This window comes from Enterococcus sp. C57, assembly GCF_040887305.1.
Lineage (GTDB): Bacteria > Bacillota > Bacilli > Lactobacillales > Enterococcaceae > Enterococcus_B > Enterococcus_B hirae.
This window is the reverse complement of record NZ_JBFOFP010000013.1, coordinates 1-20,854: the sequence shown is the minus strand read 5'-3', so window position 1 is coordinate 20,854 and position 20,854 is coordinate 1. Positions and strand designations below refer to the sequence as shown.

Annotated in this window: 20 protein-coding genes and 2 pseudogenes; 2 read left to right on the top strand and 20 right to left on the bottom strand. The window is 34.5% G+C overall.

Translation table 11 applies throughout. The annotated features are described in order from the left end of the window. Positions 1 to 6: 6 nt before the first annotated feature. The 6 genes and pseudogenes from AB5M32_RS13120 to AB5M32_RS13095 all read right to left on the bottom strand — a co-directional run bounded on the left by AB5M32_RS13120 (position 7) and on the right by AB5M32_RS13095 (position 5,900). Complete coding sequence (locus AB5M32_RS13120) at positions 7 to 1,824, bottom strand: polysaccharide biosynthesis protein (protein WP_252711028.1); 1,818 nt, start codon at positions 1,822 to 1,824, stop codon at positions 7 to 9. A 13-nt stretch (positions 1,825 to 1,837) separates the two neighbouring features. Then, complete coding sequence (locus AB5M32_RS13115; RefSeq protein WP_368020671.1) at positions 1,838 to 2,602, bottom strand: tyrosine-protein phosphatase; 765 nt, start codon at positions 2,600 to 2,602, stop codon at positions 1,838 to 1,840. 27 nt (positions 2,603 to 2,629) lie between these two features. Beyond that, on the bottom strand, positions 2,630 to 3,328 hold the full coding sequence (locus AB5M32_RS13110; RefSeq protein ID WP_136771184.1) for a CpsD/CapB family tyrosine-protein kinase: 699 nt from the start codon (positions 3,326 to 3,328) through the stop codon (positions 2,630 to 2,632). A gap of 12 nt (positions 3,329 to 3,340) precedes the next feature. Beyond that, a complete protein-coding gene (locus AB5M32_RS13105; RefSeq protein WP_252711026.1) occupies positions 3,341 to 4,120 on the bottom strand; it encodes a YveK family protein in 780 nt (259 codons plus the stop codon). Positions 4,121 to 4,135: 15 nt separating this feature from the next. Continuing rightward, the gene (locus AB5M32_RS13100; RefSeq protein WP_136771186.1) at positions 4,136 to 5,080 is read right to left on the bottom strand and encodes an LCP family protein; all 945 of its coding nucleotides are present in this window, start codon (positions 5,078 to 5,080) and stop codon (positions 4,136 to 4,138) included. Between the two features lie 40 nt (positions 5,081 to 5,120). Then, positions 5,121 to 5,900, bottom strand: a pseudogene (locus AB5M32_RS13095) (hypothetical protein). A 591-nt stretch (positions 5,901 to 6,491) separates the two neighbouring features. On the opposite strand from AB5M32_RS13095, the gene AB5M32_RS13090 reads away from it, so the two are divergent. After that, entirely contained in the window at positions 6,492 to 7,169 is a 678-nt protein-coding gene (locus AB5M32_RS13090; protein ID WP_368020670.1) for a hypothetical protein, read from the top strand. Between the two features lie 188 nt (positions 7,170 to 7,357). Next, positions 7,358 to 7,620: pseudogene (locus AB5M32_RS13085) on the top strand (hypothetical protein). Between the two features lie 69 nt (positions 7,621 to 7,689). On the opposite strand, the gene AB5M32_RS13080 reads toward AB5M32_RS13085, so the two are convergent. The 14 genes from AB5M32_RS13080 to AB5M32_RS13015 form a co-directional block, all read right to left on the bottom strand. Then, positions 7,690 to 8,046, bottom strand: coding sequence for a type II toxin-antitoxin system PemK/MazF family toxin (locus AB5M32_RS13080; protein ID WP_010738576.1), 357 nt, complete (start codon positions 8,044 to 8,046; stop codon positions 7,690 to 7,692). 3 nt (positions 8,047 to 8,049) lie between these two features. Further along, positions 8,050 to 8,271 carry a hypothetical protein gene (locus AB5M32_RS13075; protein ID WP_010738575.1) on the bottom strand — a complete coding sequence of 74 codons (222 nt, stop codon included), beginning with the start codon at positions 8,269 to 8,271 and terminating at the stop codon, positions 8,050 to 8,052. Positions 8,272 to 8,819: 548 nt separating this feature from the next. Continuing rightward, positions 8,820 to 9,086 (bottom strand): type II toxin-antitoxin system RelE/ParE family toxin, encoded by a 267-nt coding sequence (locus AB5M32_RS13070; RefSeq protein WP_161440314.1) that lies wholly within the window; start codon positions 9,084 to 9,086, stop codon positions 8,820 to 8,822. Position 9,087: 1 nt separating this feature from the next. Next, complete coding sequence (gene relB / locus AB5M32_RS13065) at positions 9,088 to 9,309, bottom strand: type II toxin-antitoxin system RelB family antitoxin (RefSeq protein ID WP_096708555.1); 222 nt, start codon at positions 9,307 to 9,309, stop codon at positions 9,088 to 9,090. A 102-nt stretch (positions 9,310 to 9,411) separates the two neighbouring features. After that, a complete protein-coding gene (locus AB5M32_RS13060) occupies positions 9,412 to 10,071 on the bottom strand; it encodes a hypothetical protein (RefSeq protein WP_368020668.1) in 660 nt (219 codons plus the stop codon). 317 nt (positions 10,072 to 10,388) lie between these two features. Then, positions 10,389 to 10,880, bottom strand: a complete 492-nt coding sequence (locus AB5M32_RS13055; protein WP_252711022.1) for an LPXTG cell wall anchor domain-containing protein — start codon at positions 10,878 to 10,880, stop codon at positions 10,389 to 10,391. 358 nt (positions 10,881 to 11,238) lie between these two features. Continuing rightward, positions 11,239 to 11,742: a SpaA isopeptide-forming pilin-related protein gene (locus tag AB5M32_RS13050; RefSeq protein ID WP_368024510.1), complete on the bottom strand. Its 504-nt coding sequence runs from the start codon at positions 11,740 to 11,742 to the stop codon at positions 11,239 to 11,241. A gap of 6 nt (positions 11,743 to 11,748) precedes the next feature. After that, complete coding sequence (locus tag AB5M32_RS13045; protein ID WP_368020667.1) at positions 11,749 to 12,084, bottom strand: collagen binding domain-containing protein; 336 nt, start codon at positions 12,082 to 12,084, stop codon at positions 11,749 to 11,751. Between the two features lie 201 nt (positions 12,085 to 12,285). Next, entirely contained in the window at positions 12,286 to 12,672 is a 387-nt protein-coding gene (locus AB5M32_RS13040) for a hypothetical protein (protein WP_010720568.1), read from the bottom strand. A 37-nt stretch (positions 12,673 to 12,709) separates the two neighbouring features. Beyond that, positions 12,710 to 15,178, bottom strand: coding sequence for an SNF2-related protein (locus AB5M32_RS13035; protein WP_368020676.1), 2,469 nt, complete (start codon positions 15,176 to 15,178; stop codon positions 12,710 to 12,712). 3,041 nt (positions 15,179 to 18,219) lie between these two features. After that, positions 18,220 to 18,555 carry a TnpV protein gene (locus AB5M32_RS13030; RefSeq protein WP_368024506.1) on the bottom strand — a complete coding sequence of 112 codons (336 nt, stop codon included), beginning with the start codon at positions 18,553 to 18,555 and terminating at the stop codon, positions 18,220 to 18,222. A 701-nt stretch (positions 18,556 to 19,256) separates the two neighbouring features. Next, a complete protein-coding gene (locus AB5M32_RS13025; RefSeq protein ID WP_181916680.1) occupies positions 19,257 to 20,015 on the bottom strand; it encodes a Fic family protein in 759 nt (252 codons plus the stop codon). A gap of 51 nt (positions 20,016 to 20,066) precedes the next feature. After that, positions 20,067 to 20,336 carry a Txe/YoeB family addiction module toxin gene (locus AB5M32_RS13020; RefSeq protein ID WP_104761971.1) on the bottom strand — a complete coding sequence of 90 codons (270 nt, stop codon included), beginning with the start codon at positions 20,334 to 20,336 and terminating at the stop codon, positions 20,067 to 20,069. Continuing rightward, positions 20,321 to 20,575, bottom strand: coding sequence for a type II toxin-antitoxin system Phd/YefM family antitoxin (locus AB5M32_RS13015; protein WP_104761970.1), 255 nt, complete (start codon positions 20,573 to 20,575; stop codon positions 20,321 to 20,323). Before AB5M32_RS13015 ends, AB5M32_RS13020 begins: the two co-directional genes overlap by 16 nt. Positions 20,576 to 20,854 lie beyond the last annotated feature (279 nt).

The window sequence follows — 20,854 nt, the reverse complement described above, 5'->3', positions numbered from 1 at the left end:
TTCCCCCTACTTATTTGAAGCATTTGCAAAAGTGACGATCTCTTTAGCCAATTGTTCGTCGTCTTGCGGCAGGCTCTTGACAAAATCCATCACTGTTTGCATGGAGTAACCTTTGATGTTTCCCACAAAGATCTTCTCGTAAACTGCTTCATCGTTTCTTTCCTTATCTAACAATAGTTCTTCATATAGTTTTTCCCCTGGACGGATACCTGTTTCAATGATTTCGATCTCGTCTTCGCTGTATCCGCTCAATCGGATCATGTTTTTGGCTAGATCTACGATTTTCACTGGTTCGCTCATGTCTAAAATAAAGATTTCGCCGCCTTTTGCTAATGCACCAGATTGAATAACTAAACGACTAGCTTCAGGAATCGTCATGAAATATCGGGTCATACGAAAGTCTGTTACGGTGACTGGCCCTCCTTGAGCAATTTGTTCTCTGAATACTGGGATCACACTACCACGAGAACCAAGGACATTCCCAAATCTGACAGCTGAGAATTTCGTACAGCCTTCTTCATTCAACCCAGTCACGATCATTTCAGCAATTCGTTTTGTTGAACCCATGACATTTGGAGGATTGTTAGCTTTATCTGTCGATACCATGACGAAGTTTTTCACTCTTGCTGCTTTAGCTGCTTCTGCTACATTTTTTGTACCGAAAATATTGTTTTTGACTGCTTCTTTTGGATTATATTCCATCAGTGGTACATGTTTATGAGCAGCTGCATGGTAGACAATATCTGGATGATATTGTTCCATGATCTCATTGATTTTCTCGCGATCTTGGATATCTGCGATGATCGGTACGATTTCTGTAGGATAATTTTGATGATGCGTGCGTAACTCACGGTCAATCAAGTAGATCGAGTTCTCCCCATGTCCTAAAAGCAATAGCTTTGCAGGATTGAATTGAATGATTTGCCGACAGATTTCTGAACCGATCGATCCTCCTGCGCCGGTGACAAGAATGACTTTGTCTGTGATCTGATCTTTGATGGATTCAATATCCAGCTTTACCTCATCTCTTCCCAGTAAATCCACTACGTCAATTGTTTTTAATTTTGATACACTAATTTTTCCTGAAGCAAGTTCTTCTATAGAAGGCATCGTGTTGACTTTCACACGAGCGGATTCGACTAACTCGAAGATTCTTCGTAATTTTTTTCTTGATAAGGAAGGAATAGCGATCGTTACCATTTGAATGTCATATTTTTCAATCAATTCCGGAATATCTTTTAATGCACCTAATACTTTTTTTCCTGAAAGATACGTATTTCTTTTATTTGGATCATCATCTACAAACCCGACAACGTGGATATCTTGAGCTGTTTTGGATCCAAGAAAGCTGTTGTATAAAATACGCCCGCCTTCGCCAGCACCAACGATCAAGGTATTTTTAGCAGAATCTGCTGATACATATCTCATATTTTTTGTTTCGATGTAGATACGCCAGATCAATCGGCTAGCGATGATCAATAAGAGCGAAAGCAGATAAGCAAAGATAACTAACCGTAAACTGTATCGCCGATTAATGAACAGCAGTATGAGGATACTTGAGGCAGCACTTGCAGATAGTGAACTAAAAATTGCAATGATTTCTCTTAAATTTGTATAGCGATTGATCCGAGTGAAAACTTTGAATAAACTACCATAAAATAAATAAAAACCAATCGACAAACCGATAGAGATTAAAATAAGGTCCATTGATATAGATACAAACGGCTTCATGAATTTAGCTGCTGCAATATTTGCAGCGATTAATAACAAGCTGTCCACAACAACCAATGTGGCAATTTTTCTTCTTCTTGTTAATATAAACACTTTTTAACTCCCCCTAAAATAAACCAAACTTCTTCTTTTTTACCTCTTCATAGATTGGATAACTGATCTCATCCCCGTTGATCAGATCCTTTGCGACTTGTTTCATCTGTACTACTTTTTCCTTACCAAAGTCCTTGGCAATCTGCTCATAGCACTCTTTTAAGTAAAACGTGCGCTTAGAGACCCCGTGTGCATCAGAAGCAGCCATCTGCACGAGATTATGTTTGACCATTGTTTTGGCTGTTTTCTGGATGTCTTTGCCAAATACACCAACATAACTTGGCGCAGTAAGTTGGGCCAAACATCCCATATCTAGAAACGGAAGCAAATGATTCGGGTCTTTACGAAAATGCGCGTTGCGTTCTGGATGGACGATCACTGGTGTCTTTCCTAGTTGTAACAACTCAAAAAAGAGCCGTTCTGCATATAACGGCACTTCCAGTGTCGGAATTTCGATTAGAAGATATGTATCATCTAAATCTGTAAATAAAATTTCATCTCGGTGGATGTCTTCAATCAGTGTTCCGGTAATACGTACTTCTTGTCCTTCCAATAACGTCAAAGGCAATTGTCTTTTTTCTAATTCTGCTTGTAACGAAGCGACTAGAGAAATGACTTGTGATTTTTCATTGCTGTATTTTCCATTATTGTGATGGGGTGTGCATAAAATATGTGTGATCCCTTGTTGAATCGCTTTTTCAGCCATGGCGATACTGGCATCTAAGTTTTCTGCTCCGTCATCAATTCCTGGCAGGATATGGCAATGTAGATCAATCATTTCTCTTGTCTCCTCTCTTTTTATTTCTTAATTCCCGTAGTAATAGCCAGCATCTTTGCTGTGTTCTGCCCCATTGTATACAACACCAAGGACTCGCGCTTGTACCATATCTAACAGTTCTTTTGCTTTAGTCAATGATTCTTTACGTGACGTATTTTCCCGTACGACCAATAAGGTGCCATCCGTTTTTGAAGACATGATCTGTGCATCTGTTACGACAACGACTGGCGGTATGTCGAAGATCACTACATCAAATAGTTGTCTTGCTTCTGCTAAAATCTGATCCATTCTTGGCGAGCTTAGTAACTCTGATGGATTTGGTGGTTTAGGTCCACTTGGCAGAATCGACAAATTGTCGACTGGTGTTCGTTGGATCTCATCTGCTACACTTCCTGATGAACTAAGGACAGTACTTAATCCGCTTGCGTTGTTCAACTTGAACGTTTTATAGATGACGGGCTTACGTAAGTCTGCATCGACTAGCAGCACCCGTTGACCAGATTTGGCAAAAACAACGGCAATGTTTGCTGCAGTGGTAGATTTCCCTTCTTCAGGTCCTGATGAAGTCACAACAATCGTTTTGATTTGCTGACCAGCTGCGGAGGCAAACTGGATATTCGTCCGAATCGTACGATATTGTTCGGCTATTAGTGAAGAGGGGTTTGTTAGTGTGACCAAACTGACTGCATGAGTTTGGGTTGCTTTTTGTTTCTGTGTTCGTGCCATTTTTCTTTCCTCCTAGACTCTTGAGCGGCTTCTGCGTGATGGCGCTGTTTTATCGTTTGTAGCTTTTGGTTGTGTCGGAGCTGTTCCTTTTTTACGGATACCAGCATTCAATTCTTTCGCTGACATTTCTGGTACAGTCCCTAAGATTGGAAAGCCTAATGTATCCGTCACATATTTTTCATCTTTTACTGTCCGGTCGAGTAATTCAAATAAGAAAGCTAGACCTACACCTACCATCATTCCTGACACTAAGCCAATCACTAGATTCAATTTATTATTTGGCGAAACAGGTGTCGTATTGGCAACTGCACCTGAGATAATCGAGATTTTATCGACATTCATCACATCTTTGGCGTTCTCTTGGAATACTTGTGACGTTGTATTAGCGATTTGTTGAGCCGTCACTGCATTTGTGCTTGTTGCTTGGATCGAGAACATTTGTGAATTTTGTGACTGATTGACGGAGATGGCATCTTTGATTTGTCCAGCAGTCATTTTCACATTGTCTTCTGTTTCTAAACGATCTTTGACTTCATTTAGTACTAGATCACTGACGATCATATCTTTATACGTATTGATCATTTGCAGGTTCGTATTGACATCATTGACATTTACAGTATCTGATTGTGGCATTGTCACAATCAATTGGGCTTGTGAGCTGTATTTTGGTGTCAAGATGAAAAACGTCACGATGCCTGAGATGGCCAAACCAGCAAACATTGAGATGAGGATTGTTATCACGTGTTTGCGTAATGTTTCAAAAATTTCTTTCAAGCTGATTGTCTCTTCCATTTTTTCTCCACTTTCCTATTTATTCTCTAGATTCATTTGATCTTTTAATTCTTTTTTCACACGGTCAAGTTCTTGATCGCTGACTTTTTGGTATGAGATATTGTCTTGCATGAAGCCTTCTCCTTGCAGCTGATCTTGCTTGATCGTACCAAATGCCTCCCAATAATCTAAAGCAATCTTTTTCATTTCATCAAAGCTCATGTCTGTTTTCATATTCGACTCTAGAGCATTCAAAACGGATTGATAGTTGCTGACACCGTTTAGACTCAATACTTTTTTCGCTACACCTTCTACGATCTTTCTTTGACGCTCTTGTCTACCATAGTCACCGTTTGGATCTTCATAACGCATACGAGAATAAGATAATGCCTGATCCCCGTTCAATGTGATTTTACCGATCGTAAAATCATAGCCATCTTGTGAGAAGGTGAGGTCATTATTGACTTCGATACCACCAACTGCATCAACGAGTTCTTTTAGACCTTTCATATTGATTGAAACATAGTGATCGATTGGGATGTCTACATATTTTTGTACGGTATCCATTGCCATGGCAGCTCCGCCGAATGCGTAAGCGTGGTTGATCTTGTCTTTTGTGTCATGACCAACGATGTCGACATACGTATCCCGAGGAATGCTGACAATCGTTGTCTGTTTATCTTCAGGACTGACTGTGGCAACCATCATCGTATCTGATCGTCCTTGATCGACCCGTCCTAAATCTCCCGTATCGATCCCCATCAATAGGACAGAGAAGGATTCTTGTTTGTCCAGATCAACTGGTTTTGTTCGTTCTCCTTGGGTTCGTTCCACTGATTCGTAAGTTTTTTCAATAGAATGTGAGAGATCTAGATATAATTTTGCTCCTACTCCTACGATTGCTAATACTAATACGACAAGAATTGCTAAAATAATTAGAAATATCTTTTTCCCTCTTGATTTTCTTCTTCGTTTTGCCATAGTTTCCTCCGTTTGCTAGCCTTGCTTGAATTCTCGCTTATTAATAGCTCGTATTGCTATAGCCCATTTGCTGAGCGACTGTTTCTGCTTTTGACGCGTATACGGCTCTTATTTTTTCATTCCGGATCTGTTCGATGAGACTGAGTGCGGTCAAATATTGATCGTAAGTAGCAGTAGCTGTTACTTGACCGTCTTTCAGCATCGTATCGAATAGCTGATCTAGTTGCGTGACTTGTGCAATTTGGGTATCAGCGAATCCTAGATATTGCATAACAACTGTTTTCTAAGCACTATCCTTAAAAAAGCTCATATTTTCACGTACATGGGCGACATCTGCACTTGCCAACTTTTCTTTGATGATGACATCATCCACAGCTTGCTGCCAGTTTGATACGTTTTTAGTAAATAATTTATTGACAGCCGTCTGGATCTTCAGTTTTGATCCTGCATCCTCTAACTGCGTTAAGACTGCTTTCTTTTCTTCTTAGATCGCAGCAGCTTCTTTAGGTAATTCTGATTCCTTGATGTCATAATCATCTGCCGAAAGTTTGATAGAAGATAGTTTATGTGACAAATTTGAAACTGTTTCTTCTGTTATTTCAGGATTTAGGAAAATTTTTTCTTTTGTACTGTACAGCTTATCTACTTCTTTTGATAAAGAGGTCACGGTGTCTTTTTGATTGGTGATGGCAGATTCTGCGTAATTGATCCGTTGATGATGTTGCCGCTGATTATTGATATGGTATCCAAACAAACAGATCGCAATAGCACCTGCACCTACCACCACAGTAGTCAATGACTTGATGAATGGCTTTTCCATAGATTCACTCCTAAGTATGGATGATAGATAAATTAAGATATAATTCACTTACATAAAAATGACAGCTGTCACTTTTCTTTTTAAATGGCATAAATTTTTAATTTTATTTGACAGAAACTATAAATGTTTAATTGCTAAGAACATCGTTCAAAATAATTGGTGTATTTTCTTAGCTCTTATTTTAAAACAAAGTGTTCAGAAAATCGTAGTTTTTTTGATAAATTGCCAATATATTAAAAGAGAGAAGTCACCAAATAAATTATTTGATGACTACGTGAAATGATATAGAGATTATAAAGTTTTAAGAATATCGGATGATACAAATATAACAAAAAAAATAGTTTTAACCATTTCAAAAAATTTAAAATAAAAAGAAAAAGAAAAAATAAAAAAGATAGGTACTGCTCATTGATGAAGTTTCAAGCAGTACTTATCTTTTTCATTTGACATATAGATGTTATACTCAAGACGTAGTTACGATAGCATTTTTTGTCTGTTTCTGAAGCAAATTTAGGGGCTATGTTTACGCATAGCTTTTTTCATTAATAGCATATCATTTGATAAATTGCTAATATATTAAATGAAGAGGAAGTGAATAAGTTGTTAGTAGAAGCTGTTCATGTTCAACCAGCACATGGAAGAATAAATGATTCCGTCTACTTAAAAAATAAGAAATTTACTTTTCGTGTAGCTGAAAAATTAGAAAAAAAGATTCTAAAGGGAATGCTTGTGTATTCTAAAGATGGTCAATTGGTTTATGTAAAAAACATAATTACTGGTAGATCCGAAGAAGAAGAAAATAAGTATGCTGCGATTATTAGTAAAATTTTTAATGAAACACCGAGTATTCTCCCTGTAAAAAAAGGAGAAAAGTTACCTAAAATACGATTCATAAACAAAAAGACAATTTTTGAAGGGCTATTTTTAGAATTAAAAGATAAGACCTTACACAAAACCAAGCAAAAGGTTTATTTCAAAGCACCATCAACTGTTCATAAAAAAATTGGCATAGGAGATATTGTGATCTTTTCTGTTAAAGATAAAAAGTACCATGTATTAATTATCCAAGTCTACAAACCAACAGAATTGAATAAAGAAGTATCTTTCATTCAACCGAAATTTAAACCATTTTTTTTGAAAAAAGTTGCGAAAGGCTTTAAAAAAACAGACTATATCACTATATCAGGGGAAGAAAGTAGTGCAGCTTCTGATAAAAAGCAACAAATAAATCGTAAACGTCCGTTTACAATAAGAAAAACAAGCAAATAATAATTTATATTTAGTGATAAGATAAATAGTAGTAGATGTTCAATTGTTATTGTAGGTACTGCTTGTTAAAGAAGTTTCCAGCAGTGCTATATTTTTTCTATTATATAAGTGAGTTATACTAGTCCTGTAGTTAACTAATTAATGGTGATAAGTGATATTATTATGAAACTATATTAGGGGCGAGAAATGTGGAACATTTAGTAGGAGTATTAGACAAAATAAGAGTTATAAATATGATCCTCTAATGATCCGATTTACGTTAACTACTATTCACAAACCCTATTGTTGTATTGTGGCCAAAAAAGAGTTAGCGACGAAGATGCTAATGTTAGAGGACGGAAAATATAATGTAGTAGTTAACGGACACTACAATAGAATAAATCAGTTAGTTGTGTCATTATTCAATGTTAAAAATTCTGATCATATTACTAGGCTAATAGGTCTTCAGTGAAAATATATCTAATATTTTTGAGATTAATAAGTAATGAAAAAAACTCACCTATGTAGCAGGATGAGCTTTTTATTCTCCCAATAAAGTATCAAAGCTAAAAATCATGTTTATTGTTTGTGCTACTTGTCCAAGTTCTGACAATGTTGCTTTTTCTATTTTTTTCCAGTGGCGTGCTTTATAGTCTAAAGTTTTTACTTGTAAAGCATTGACATAACCTTTTATCTGATGATTTTCATTTAGTGGAATAAAATGTTCTTTTTTGGTGCTTGTGATTGGGCAAACAGCTACCAATCCAGTAACTAGATTATAGTTATCGGTGCTTACAACTAGAGCTGGTCGTCTTTTTTGAATTTCTCGTCCTGCACTGGGATTGAAATTTATAGTTATAATATCCCCTTGTTTAGGAAATTCTTTAGGTTTATCCATTTTTTAAAGAATTTCCTTTCCAATGGGTTTATCGTCTGGGAATCCTGAACTTGCATCGATTTTTTTACCTGCAGCAGCTGCTGCATCAAAAATATTTGCTTGTTTTTTGATAAACGTGATTGAATCATCGTCTCCTTTAACAGCTAAGTAGTCAACATTTTCATTAATGCCGAACTTAGTTGGAACAGTTAAAACAATTGCATTTCCTTGTCGTCTAGTTTTCATAAAAAAACTCCTCTATTTAATTTATTACTATTATAATATAAGTTGTAAGTAAATACAATGTATTCATTTATGTGGTTATTCTTATAAAAAATAATCAGGCAGAAAATGTTCATAAAATCGTGATTTAATGATCGTGATTTATAATCAAAAAAGTAAAAAGTGTGAAATGTGATTACTCTCTTATTTGTTATATTTGTGATTGTAAAGGAGAGTGACAATAATGTATTACTACTACTTCGAGAAATTTACCAATCAACATTTTAGACATGCCATTCACACGAATGAGTGCCCGTTTTTAGCCTGTTGCCAAGATAGAGTACTAATAGGCTTTGAACTTTCCTACTATTCCGCTATGGTTACTGCCCAAAAGAAATATCCGTTAAACAATTTTTATGGCTTTCCCTACTGTTGTCGTGCAAGCTATGTCAAATGACTTTTTTACATGCTCCTTCTAGAAAAAAAGTTACACATATCAGAATATAGAAAAAATAAAGGGTCAGAAACTTTTAAGTTTCTGGCCCTTTAACAAAATTATATCGACATGTCTATTACTTATATATTTCGCTTCTATGACCAATTGATAAGATAAGAATCGTCACTTCTTGCTCACTAATATCAGCTATTATACGATATGCACCTACTCTATATCTCCAATATCCTGATTTATTAGCTGTTAGTCCTTTCCCATGTCTTCTTGGATCGTCTGTGCCAACAAGATTTTTCTCAATCCAGTTCAGGATAACTTTTGCTTGAAATTTATCCATTTTTTTTAATGCTTTTTGCGCTTCTCGTTCATATCGTACTTGATAGGTCATCTTATAATCCTAACTCTTTTAGCATTTCTTCATGAGAAATGCTTTGATCATTTTTCTCATGATCTTTCATTAGTTTTTTATAGGTTTCAAAGTCTACTAATGACTCAGCTGATTGTAAAGAATTACTGCGCATAAATTCAGAAATATTGTCTCCATTAAAGTTAGCAACTTTTTCAAGAAAATCTTTTTCTTCGTTAGATACTCGAATACTGATTACTGGCATAGTTATCAACTTCCTTTCAAACCTATTGTAATACAATTGTATTACAATCTCAAATTGAAAGTACGATTGAACCTCTCGTAGTCATGAGAGGTTCAAAATATCTTATTGACTTGTTTTTCTTATCGTAAACGGACGTTTACGATTTGTTTGTTGATTTTGATTAGAAGTTACAATATTCTCTTCCTTTGGTATAGTAATATAGTCTGTTTTTTTGAAGCCTTTCGCAGCTTTTTTTAAAAAGAATGGTTTGAATTTCGGTTTGATTAAAGATACTTCTTTATCCAATTCTGTTGGTTTGTAGACTTGGATAATTAATACATGGTACTTTTTACCTTTAATAGAAAAGATCACAATATCTCCTATGCCAATTTTCTTATAGATAGTTGGTGGTACTTTGAAATAAACCTTTTGCTTGGTTTTGTGTAAGGTCTTATCTTTCAATTCTAAAAATAGCCCTTCAAAAATTGTCTTTTTGTTTATGAATCGTATTTTATCTCCTTTTTTTACAGGGAGAATACTCGGTGCTTTATTAAAAATTTTACTAATAATCGCAGTATACTTATTTTCTTCTTCTTCAGATCTACCAGTAATTATGTTTTTTACATAAACCAATTGACCATCTTTAGAATACACAAGCATTCCCTTTTGAATCTTTTTTTCTAATTTTTCAGCTACACGAAAAGTAAATTGCTTATTTTTTAAGTAGACGGAATCATTTATCCTTCCATGTGCTGGTTGAACATAAACAGCTTCTACTAGCAACTAATTCACTTCCCCTTCATCAAATATATTGGCAACTTACCAAAGAATATGCTATGAATGAAAAAAAGCTATGCGCAAACATAGCTCCTAAAATTGTTTCAGAAACAGATAAAAAATGCTATCGTAACTACGTCTTGAGTATAACATCTATATGTCAAATGAAAAAGATAAGTACTGCTTGAAACTTCATCAATGAGCAGTACCTATCTTTTTTATTTTTTCTTTTTCTTTTTATTTTAAATTTTTTGAAATGGTTAAAACTATTTTTTTGTTATATTTGTATCATCCAATATTCTTAAAACTTTATAATCTCTATATCATTTCACGTAGTCATCAAATAATTTATTTGGTGACTTCTCTCTTTTGTTAGCTAAAATAGCACATCCTATTCCACTCATAACAACGATTCCTCCAATCAAAGTCACCCATCGATTCGTTTTATCATTTGTTTTTGGAAAATACGTATGGTTTCCATTCACAGATAGTTTTTTAGGTTCTTGTTTTTTTGTTTCCTGATAATTGTCTACGACTGTTTGATTCTTACTAGCACCCGAGGAACGATTTTCGTTAAAAATTTTACTAATAATCGCAGTATACTCGTTTTCTTCTTTTTCGGATCTACCACTAATTATATTTTTAACATAAACCAATTGACCATCTTTAGAATACACAAGCATTCCCTTTTGAAGCTTTTTTTCTAATTTTTCAGCTACACGAAAAGTAAATATCTTATTTTTTAAGTAGACGGAATCATTTATTCTTCCATGTGCTGGTTGAACATGAACAGCTTCTACTAACAACTCAGTCACTCCCCCTTCATTTAATATATTGGTAATTTATCAAATGATATACTATGAATAAAAAAAGCTATGCGTAAACATAGCTCAGAAAATTACTTCAAAAACAAATAAAAAATGCTACCTTACTGCATCTTGAGTATAACATCTATATACCAAATTAATAAAGATAGGTACTGCCTGAAACTTCACTAACGGACAGTACCTATAAAGCCTATAGTATGGACGTTTATCAATACTATTTTATCAAAAAAATCTTGTTTTTCAACCATTCTTATTTTTTATCTTTTTTTGATTAAAAATAAGAATAAAATTACTGTTTTTCTTCATATAATGATTTTATACAAATTTCAATCTACATCTTCCATTATTATCTATCTCGGTCATCAACCGTTTGGGTTGATGACTTCTTCTTTTTTAAAGAAAATATCCCAACACTAACTACTAGAAAAATCCCTCCACCAATCCAAGTTAACCATTTATTTGTTTTCTCACTTGTTTTTGGCAAATAAGTACGCTTGCCATCCACAGAAGATTTTTTCTCTTTAGGATTGTTTGTTTGATTATATTTAGCCATTGATATTGTATACTTACTACTATTGGATAAATTGTTTTTAGTTGGTATTCCTTCATTCTTATTCGTTGGATTTACTGGTGTATCTTGCGATTCTTTCACATTGTATTTTGTTACATTGACAACGGTTGTATCCGAATCAATAGTAAAAACAACTGGTGTGTTATCCAAACGATAACCATTTGGCGCTTTAGTTTCTATTAGTTGATAGTTACCATTAGCTAACCCTTTTAGGAAAATAACCCCATTTTTATCTGTCACTAAAACACTTTGAAGAACTTTGCCATCTTCATTCCTCAGTTCAAATTATGCACCAGACAATAGCTGTTCCGTTTGACGATCACGTTTTTCTAAACGAACACTCTTTTCTTCTGGTGTGTTTTCCTTTGTCACTTCCACATTCTTATGGCTCATGTCTTTGGTGATTTCAAACTTAATAGGTGTAGTATCTATCTCATAGCCTTTAGGTGCTTGTGTTGCAACTAATTGATAGTGTCCTACTTTTAATCCTGAAATAGATAAGTGACCGAAATTATCTGTTACTAAGTTTTCTTGCAAAGTATGACCATCTTTATCTTGTAGTTCAAAAACTGCGCCTGCAAGAGTTTTTCCTGTTTCACTGTCTACTTTTGTTAATAACACACTACCTGGTACAACTTTATTTTTCTTCGTTAATTGTACAGAATCCTGTTTTCCTTTTTCAACAGTAAATGGGATTGGCGTGCTATCCTTTTCATAGCGTTTCAGCCGAATAGATTTTCTTTCCCTTTTCTTCCCAAGAATGATTGTTTAACATATTTCTTCTCCTTCCCTGTATATAAATAAAATAGAAATGTAGGAATCCTACATTTCTATTTCTCTATCCTCAAAAAAATTGTGATCTTCATACTGAACAATATCGTCTGATAAAATTTTTAAGTCAAACGTTCTATCATCGATCACAAATACAATATCTTCTTTTACATTTCCTTCAAAAAAACTTACAGGTGCGCTTAATTCATTATCAAACCACAACATTTTATCATCTTTTATACTAAAATAATTTCGAACTTCATCAGTAGTCCAGAAACAAATAATCTTGGAATCTTTTAATGTTTCAGGAATATCAAACTCTTCAAGGTCTCGTTCATCAACAATTGCTACATCTGATTCCGGAATGAGCAATATTCCGTCTTCTGTAGCTTCTAATCTAGTTAAAATATCTTTTATTGAAAGAGTTTCTTTTGTCATTTTATTTACCTCCAAAATAATAGAAATGTAGGAGTCCCTACATTTCTATTTCTTCTATATTGTATTCTTCTGTATAGCGTTCTTCTTCATATTCCACAGTTTCTTCTATTTCATCAGTCACTGATTGTGAGCCTTTCTTCTTACTTAGTGAACACTCAATTTCTGTGTTAATTCTTGTTTGTTCTGCTACTTTTTCTTTTAGTTCTTGTTCTTGTGAAAAAGGTTGACCAAGTTGTTGTTTTGCTATTTCTAACTTTTCTTCCGTTTCTTTTAGTTGTTCTTGTTTTTCTAATATCCGTTCAGGCAATTTTTGAACAATATTTTCAATCCGACGAACCATTCCAATACCTGCTTGTGGATCAATCAACGTTGTATAACGTCCACCTTCAGACTGCAATTTCATTTCAAGCTGTCCATACTGCATTTCACTACGTTTTAGATGGATACTAAAACCTTGATAAGCACCCACTTCTACAAATTCTTCAGAACGATTATAAGCTTGGCACAACTGTTCAAGCTTTTGCGTAGCTTCCGTTCGAGAATCATAAGTCATGTTCAATAATTGAACTTGAAATTCATTATTAGAATATTGTTTTGACAATTCGACATCTTTTTCCAATTGGGTAATCGAATGTTTAATTTCTTGCATTTTTTTCGGATAATTTTGTTCTACATTTCTTTTTAGACTTTCTTGTTCATTCAAGAAAGCAGATTGCAACATCCGCAAACGGCTAATCTCATTGTCCAATTTCATCTTCTCTGCAATCAATGGATTTCCTGTTGCTAATGCTTTAACTTCGGAAGCGTCTAGCACTGTTTCGGATAATTCATCAACGCTTCGAGAAATAGCTTTACCAGACATGACTTGAGAAATATACGTTTGCTTTTGTTCCTGAATTTGCCATAAGAAACTATCAAACGTTCCTTTCGTCACATAACGATAGATTTGAACTTTTTTATTCTCATTTCCTTGTCGAATAATTCGACCATCACGCTGCTCGATATCTGACGGACGCCAAGGACAATCAATATGGTGAGCCGCAATCATTTTGTTTTGGATATTTGTTCCTGTCCCAACTTTACTTGTGCTTCCCAACATAATACGAATCGAGCCTTTTCTCATTTTCTCAAACATCGCTTCTCGTTGTTTATCATTTTTAGCGTCATGAATAAACACAATCTCTTCTTCTGGGATTCCCTTATCCATCAATAATCGTTTCATTTCATCATAAACATTAAATTTTTTTGGATTTGGTGTACCAGAATCAGAAAAAATCATTTGCGTGGAACGAGCTGCTTCTGTTTCTTTCCAAATCGCAAATACTTTATTGGCACAAGTAGCTAACTTCGTTTGCTTCAATTCGTCAGAATCATATTTTTCTTCATCATAGTCTTCCAATAAACGTGGATCTAAAGCCATGAGTTTTGCTTCATTCGTGATTTTCAACATATTGTCTTCTTCTGGCATTACTTTTTTTTCACGTACTGCCATCGCACGATCACCAAGTTCTTCCACCTTATCTTTTTGATACTGAATTGGTTCAGTGACAACAATTTGTGCTTTTCCAGTTTTTAATTTAGGCACAGGAAGTTTTAACATATCAGGTGTTTGGATATCCGCTACCAAATTAAACATAGTCATCAATTCAGGTAAGTTGTGAAATTTGGCAAAACGATTCTTCATCTGATAACCACTACCTTCAGGATTAATCTCTAAAGAAGAAATAATCTCGCCAAAAGTAGAAGCCCATGCGTCAAAATGACTGACACCATATGCTTCTAATATATCGGGTTGAAGATATTTCTGCATTGTAAACATTTCAGACATCGAGTTGGAAATCGGCGTTCCTGTCGCAAAAACAACCCCTCGTTGATTATTTTCTTCTAACAGATATTTGACCTTCATTTCCATATCACTGGCACGTAAACTATTGGAAGAGTTCACTCCTGCCACATTGGATAGTTTCGTATAAGAATAAAGGTTCTTATAAACATGCGCCTCGTCAACAAATAAGAAGTCCACTCCTAAATCTTCAAAATAAATCATATGATCTTTCTTATCTTGTTTATTTAATTTCTCAAGTCTTTCGTTTAATCGTTTTTCAAAAGAAATCATCTGTTTGATTGACCAAGATTCTTCTTCGTTATTCATTTGATATTCCGCAACTGCTTCAGAAACTCGATCAATTTCTTCTTGTAACATTTTCTTTTGCCGTTCTGGCGATAACGTGATTTTTTCAAATTGACTATGACCAATAATAACGGCGTCATATTCTCCTACAGCAATTCGAGAAACAAACTCTTTGCGTTTACTTTTCTCAAAATCTTTTTTTGTGGTAATCAATACTTTTTGGGCAGGATAAAAGCGTAATAATTCTGTCCCAAAATCTCCCACTAAATGATTAGGCACAACGTACAATGGTTTCTTGATCAGTCCATGTTCTTTCATCATCATTCCTGCTGTAATCATGGAAAGTGTTTTTCCTGCCCCTACAGAATGTGCCATTAATGCTCTTCCTTCATGTAGAATACGCGCGACCACATTTTGTTGCGCAGGGCGTAAAGTGATTTTTTGATTCAAACCAGGAAACTCTAGTTTGCTGCCATCATAAGTCCTTGACACAATTCGATTGAACCGTTCTTCATAGATTGCATGTAATTCTTCCAATACCTCACTATGATTCATCACCCAACTTTTAAAGGTTTCTTGTAGCCCTTCTTGTTTCGTACGTGCATACATCGTTTCTTTTGGATTGAGTTCGTATCGTTTCTTACCGTCATTATCAATCACTCGGTCTCGTACTTCCACTTTTAAAAGATTTAAACTATTTTCCAAAATCAAATACGCATTTGCACGCTTTGTCCCATATTTATTGGTTGTTAACGCATTTTCGTCTCTACTTTTTCCACGAATAAAATATTTAGAAGCATAGGAATCATACTCTAGTTGAATAATCCCGCTTCTCTGCATGTATTGAGGTGTTTCAAATAATTCATACATAAACGATTGATAAATTTCAGTTGGAATCCATGTAGCTCCCAATGAATAGTCAATATCTCCAGCTTTTAATGGTGTTGGTTGTGATTGTTCAAGTGCTGACACGTTTTTTTGAAAAATTTCTGGATACGATTCAATCGCTAATTTTGCTTCCACTAATTTCTGTTTGACATCTCCGCTGAGATATTCTTCACGTGTTTCCCAAACATTACCATAAATATCACCTTGATACTTCGTAGGATTGATAAAAATCGAATCCTCTAATTCGTCAATGATCGTTTCTTTGTCTTTTGGATAAATAGACATCATATAATCGAGATCTACTTTCATTTGTCGATTAATTGACAATTGTAGAGCTTCTTGAGCTGTATCTACTTGAGTGATTTCTTCTATTTGTCGAATCGTTGCTTGAAAGAAGATATCTCCCTTTCGAACTGTGCCATCTTCTTGAACCTCTTCAATCGACTTTAACAACGGATAATACTCATCACGATCAAATATTTTACCTACTTTATTTATCGAACCATAGGTAGCTACAAATCCATCATAACAATCATTAAGCTGATTTAAAGAAGCTTGTAATTCTTCCTGTGTATATTCTGTATTTCGTTGTAACTCAATGACTGAAAGCAAAGCTTCTTTAATTTCAATCAATCGTTTCATTTGTTCTGTGGACTTTTTAGAACCCGCATACTTTTCTAATTCTCCAGCATCATTGAAGAAAATTTCGTCACCAATGACTCCATAATTGAACATTGGAATTTCTTTCTCTAACCCTTCTTTTTCTACCGAAACTAAATCAATCACTTCTGTTTCCGTTGAAATGGCTAATTGACCATTAAAATTCAAAAATGCTTGGTTTAAATAATCAATTAAGTCTCCTTCATGTGATTTGACTGTTAGGGTTTGTCCTCTGAAGTTCTTGACAGCTAATTCTCCTAAAACCATTTCTTTGTGTCGAATAAAATAATTATTCATACTTACTTCTGGTATTTCTGGATCTGTTCCAGTAAATACCCAGCTAGGAGAGTATTCTAATTCTCGTTCAAAATTTTTTTGGAAGAAAAGAATATCTGTCACAACATCCGTTCCTGCAATCTTCTTAAACGCATTACTTGGTAAGCGAACAGCACCTAATAAATCAGCTTTTTCAGCATATTCTCTTCTAATAGAAGAATCTGATTTGTCCATTGTCGACATCGACGTAATAACTGCTACAATTCCGCCTTCTTTTGTGCTATCAAGGGCTTTTTTAATAAAGTAATCATGAATCGCATATTTTTTAGAATAGTTTTCATCTTCAATTTTGAAGTTGTCAAAAGGAATATTACTAATGACTAAGTCAAATTTATCTTTATTTAAAGGAGTTTTCTCAAAACCTGTAATTTCAATATTCGCGTCAGGGTGCAATTGTTGCGCAATTTTCCCAGTAATTGGGTCTAATTCCACCCCATAAAGTGTGGAATTTTCTTTGATTGTTTTTGGCATAGCCGAAAAGAAATTCCCTGTTCCTGTCGAAGGATCTAAAATTGTGCCACCTTTAAAGCCCATCGCTTCAATTTTTTGATAAATTGCTTGAATAATACGTGGATCAGTATAATAAGCAGTCAATACGCTTTCTCTAGCTGCTCGATAGTCCTCTGCAGATAACAAAACTTTCAACTGATTCCGTTCACTTAAATATTGGTCATCACGTTCATCAAAAATCGCTGCCAAACCACCCCAACCGACATATTTTGCAAGAACTTCTCGTTCTTTGTCAGTAGCGATTCGTCCAGGTATCTGACTAATTTCTTTCGATAACCGAATCGCTTCAAGATTTGCTTTGATTTTTTCTCTCGCTTTACTAGGATAAAATTGAACAACGTCTATATTTTCAAAAGAAAAACCGTTTGTTTTATTCCGATAAATTTGTTCAAACATTGTTTCGTCATGATTGATTGTCTCTTTTTTAGCTTCTATTTTCGGAATAAATGCTACTTCTGTCCCATATCCTTCAGTTATAACAGGTTTTCCTTCTGTTTTTATCTCTTCTAAATCAAATAGCGTTAATTCCTCTGCTTCAGTATCCATTTGGCTTAACTCTTCTTTAACTGATTCTTCTTTCTTTGATTGCACAAGTTTAAGTTCTTCTTCAGTTAGATATTCATTTTGACGAATTAACAAACCAATACGTTCCTCAACTTCCGACCATTTCATCACACGCTCATAGTCTTCATTATTGATTTTTTTAATTACTGTAATTCCTTTGCTTGGACGACAATCCATCATCGAAAAAGAAGAACCCTGAATATCTAAAGTAGAACCTGACCAACCATATTCATCTTTTAAAAAAGAAGCTCTTTCCTTTTTGGAAAGGGTTCGTTGATATAAATGGTAAATGCGTATTTTTCCACCTTCAACGCCTGATCCACGTCTCAATATGTTGTTTAGCTCTTCCTCTGTAAAATCTGGAGTAATTTCTTCGTAATCATGATTTTTTTCAACAAAAAAAGACTCCGAAGATTGTTTTTCTTCCAAGTCTTTTATATCTATATTAGATTTTACCTCTATAGAATCTCGCTCATTGCGAGTTCGATTGCTTGTTCCCGAAATTGCGTTCGTATCTTCGACGCTTCCTCGAAATTCGCTTGTTGGGCTGATGTCAGTGGATTGGCTTCTTCCAACGATTCCATCAATTCGCTTACTCTGTTCCACACTTTTTTGTTGATCTCGTGTCCCCACTTCATCAAATCGCCCTCGACTAGTTTGATTTGATACTCCACGGGATTCTCTTCCTGTAATTTGGCTACAGCTATTTTCCCGAATCTCCCCAGTGGATAATTGGGATACTCGACTTCTGGTATCAATTGACCTGTCTCGTTCTCGTAATATTTTAGACTCATGTTCATTCATCCTCTCTCTTTTATAAACTAAAATTTCTTTACTAATTAGTAGGTTTACTTCATTTGCATAATTCATTACTTTAAAAAAGTTAGGCAAACTTTGTAACATAGTGAATTCTTGTTCGGTTATATCAATTACTTCAGAACCAATACTCTTATTTTTTGCCAAAAATAAACCAATTTCTATAGATAGTCTACGAATATCTGGTTCTTCAGTAAAATCAACTGTTTCATCAATTAAATCTTCTATCTCTTGGCTAACTAAAAGATTCCAGTCGTTCTTTTCTAACGTATAATCTGGAAAATCAAGTTTTTTTCCATCTGTTTGAGAAAGATCAAAATAATGTTTTATATTTATTTTCCCTGTTGACTGGCTAAGAACAGCAATAGACTTTTCTCCTTTTTTAACAAATCGTCCTAATTTTTTCCACGTATCAAAATCAGCGATATGAGTAGCATTCGGCTTCTGTCCGTAAATAAATATTTGTTCATAAATATCGTATTTATGAAATATCTGAACTTGGTTGAAAAAATCAAATAAACTGTTCTTATCAGAAACAACCAATAGAAATGTCTCCTTGAATAAATTTCCTAATTCCTTGTATTTTTGATAATTCATAGTTTTCCTCCCAAAAAGATAAAAGAAGGAGGAGCGGATACGCCCCTCCTTAGAAAAGGCGTACCCTTTTCTATTCAATTTTTTATAACTCTAAATCGTGTTCCTGTACTTTTTCTTTTTCAATGAATTGTTCTTGGCGCTTTTCTTCCTTGGCCATTTGTTCAAGTGCATACTTCATTAGCCCTCTGACATTTTGTTCAGCTAATAACTCCAGATATTGACCTTTGTCTTCCGTTTGAATCACTAAAGGTGGAAATCCCTCTTTGAGTAAAGAATAATTCATAACCAATCGCCCCGTACGTCCATTACCATCACTAAATGGGTGGATACGTTCAAATTGGATATGCGAATCCAAAATTGCTTCAAGTTGCTCGCCTTCAGTTGTAGAAACAGCTAACCGGTAATTCAGGTTATCAATAAGTTGTTGCATTAAAAACGGAGTTTCCTGCGGTGAAGCTGTATCAAAATCTGCCCCTAATATCGCATTTTCATTCGATTTGAATCGACCACGATCAACAATTAATTTATCCATTAGTCGTTCATGGATATCTTTAACTAAAGAAATGGATAATTCTTCGTTCTCTTGTACTTTTTCCAGCATTAATGCAAAAGCACCTCTATGATTTTCAACTTCAAATAGCTCACGTAGTGAAGTTCTTTCGGGAACCGTATTATGCAAAATGATAGAAACAGTTTGAGGTAAAGATATCGTATTTCCCTCAATAGCACTTGAATGATAAGCTAATCGAACTAAAATATCATCTAAGTATTCTGAAGGGAATTGCTGGTTATGAAATTGATTACGCGCGATAGAATACTCATCGTAAAAATTATAAGTCATTTTCTCACCTCTAACTTTCTTTGGGAGTTACATGGTGCTAGTATATTTTTTCTAATTTAATCCACGTTCATAATGTGACCATACAGAAAGGATAACTACCACATTTTCTTTTATATCTACGCTATAAACTAATCGGTGCTGTATATTAATTCTTCTTGAATAATATGGAACACCAACTAATTTTTCATATGGTGGTGGAGTTTGAAAAGGATTTTCTCGAATCACTTGAATCAGTTCATCAAATTTTTTATGCAATCCTGCTGCTTTCAATTTTGGTAAATCCTTTTTGGCATTTTTCTTAATCTCTATAGTGAATCCCAATCAATTTCACCTAGCTCTTCTGTGCCTTCATTTTCGTGACGTTTAATTTGATCAAGAACCCCTGTATTTTGTAAAAATAATGTTTCTTGAATCGCATTCCAATCAGATTTACTGATCATAACGACACTCTCATTCTCATTTTTTGTATTGATAATTTCTACAGGTTGATTATCAGAAACAACGTGCCTAATCAACCCATAAATATTATTACGAGCATTTGTCGGTGTAGTGACTTCCATTATGTTCACATCCTTTTATGTTTATTCATCCCTGATTATAGCGTACGCTTTAACGTTCGTCAACGTTTTGGTTATAGAAAATAAATGAACATAGAAATTGTTTAAATTAAGAATTTAATGTACATGAAGTTGTTCATAGCGAAAATTATCAATTTTATATTGTCCATCTTCTTCAACCAGTTGAACAACAAATAGGACTTCGTTTTTCACACCACGACTATCTTCTTCACCCAATAATGCATATTGTTTTTCGCTATCTGTGTCTTGAAACACTTTGAT

Excerpts from the sequence above, each read along its gene's own strand:
- AB5M32_RS13105 (WP_252711026.1), bottom strand. The coding sequence starts at position 4,120 with ATGGAAGAGACAATCAGCTTGAAAGAAATTTTTGAAACATTACGCAAA.
- relB (WP_096708555.1), bottom strand. The coding sequence starts at position 9,309 with ATGCCAGTAATCAGTATTCGAGTATCTAACGAAGAAAAAGATTTTCTT.
- AB5M32_RS13035 (WP_368020676.1), bottom strand. The coding sequence starts at position 15,178 with ATGGCACATTCTGTAGGGGCAGGAAAAACACTTTCCATGATTACAGCA.
- AB5M32_RS13115 (WP_368020671.1), bottom strand. The coding sequence starts at position 2,602 with ATGATTGATCTACATTGCCATATCCTGCCAGGAATTGATGACGGAGCA.
- AB5M32_RS13030 (WP_368024506.1), bottom strand. The coding sequence starts at position 18,555 with ATGAGTCTAAAATATTACGAGAACGAGACAGGTCAATTGATACCAGAA.
- AB5M32_RS13070 (WP_161440314.1), bottom strand. The coding sequence starts at position 9,086 with ATGACCTATCAAGTACGATATGAACGAGAAGCGCAAAAAGCATTAAAA.
- AB5M32_RS13110 (WP_136771184.1), bottom strand. The coding sequence starts at position 3,328 with ATGGCACGAACACAGAAACAAAAAGCAACCCAAACTCATGCAGTCAGT.
- AB5M32_RS13080 (WP_010738576.1), bottom strand. The coding sequence starts at position 8,046 with ATGGATAAACCTAAAGAATTTCCTAAACAAGGGGATATTATAACTATA.
- AB5M32_RS13015 (WP_104761970.1), bottom strand. The coding sequence starts at position 20,575 with ATGGAAGTCACTACACCGACAAATGCTCGTAATAATATTTATGGGTTG.
- AB5M32_RS13040 (WP_010720568.1), bottom strand. The coding sequence starts at position 12,672 with ATGACAAAAGAAACTCTTTCAATAAAAGATATTTTAACTAGATTAGAA.
- AB5M32_RS13075 (WP_010738575.1), bottom strand. The coding sequence starts at position 8,271 with ATGAAAACTAGACGACAAGGAAATGCAATTGTTTTAACTGTTCCAACT.
- AB5M32_RS13025 (WP_181916680.1), bottom strand. The coding sequence starts at position 20,015 with ATGACTTATAATTTTTACGATGAGTATTCTATCGCGCGTAATCAATTT.
- AB5M32_RS13100 (WP_136771186.1), bottom strand. The coding sequence starts at position 5,080 with ATGGCAAAACGAAGAAGAAAATCAAGAGGGAAAAAGATATTTCTAATT.